General features: G+C 29.2%; 1 protein-coding gene. It reads left to right on the top strand.

The genetic code is table 11. The features are described 5' to 3' along the window. Nucleotides 1-390 (top strand): hypothetical protein (locus A1704_RS24515; protein WP_157885776.1); only part of this gene is annotated, 390 nt, incomplete at its 5' end. Between the last annotated feature and the right edge of the window lie 99 nt (nt 391-489).

The following is a 489-nucleotide window of genomic DNA, read 5'->3' as shown; positions in this document are numbered from 1 at the left end:
AAAAATGCTGAATTTTCAAGAATTGAAGTATCATCTCCTAAGCAAACAATAGTATTACTTGAAACATTGGATGAATTAAGCGGATATTTTTTTGAACTTGTAAATGGTAAGAACTCTTTATATAAAAAGATTAAAACCAAATTTACAGATGTTGTTCCTGCTGCGAATGGTTATGCAAGTGAAAAACCGGCAAACTTCCGTAATCTAGACCCTGTATACTACATTAAAACAGAAAAAGGTTTCATAAAAAAGCCAAGAAATCAAAAAGAAATCATAGCAGAATTCCCAGACAAAAAAGATGCTTTAACAGCATTCTTCAAATCTAATAAGATTAAGTTTGACAAAGATGAAGACTTAACCAAACTGGTTACCTTCCTTAATCAGAATTAAGACCATTTTATACTTTAAAATAAAAAATCCACCTCAATGAGGTGGATTTTTATAAATATATCTGAATAATTATTTCAGCTTTTTCTTAACAGCTACTTC

It is taken from the genome of Chryseobacterium cucumeris, from assembly GCF_001593385.1.
Lineage (GTDB): Bacteria > Bacteroidota > Bacteroidia > Flavobacteriales > Weeksellaceae > Chryseobacterium > Chryseobacterium cucumeris.
Note: the sequence above shows the minus strand (reverse complement) of the source record. Positions and strands in the feature narration are given on the sequence as shown.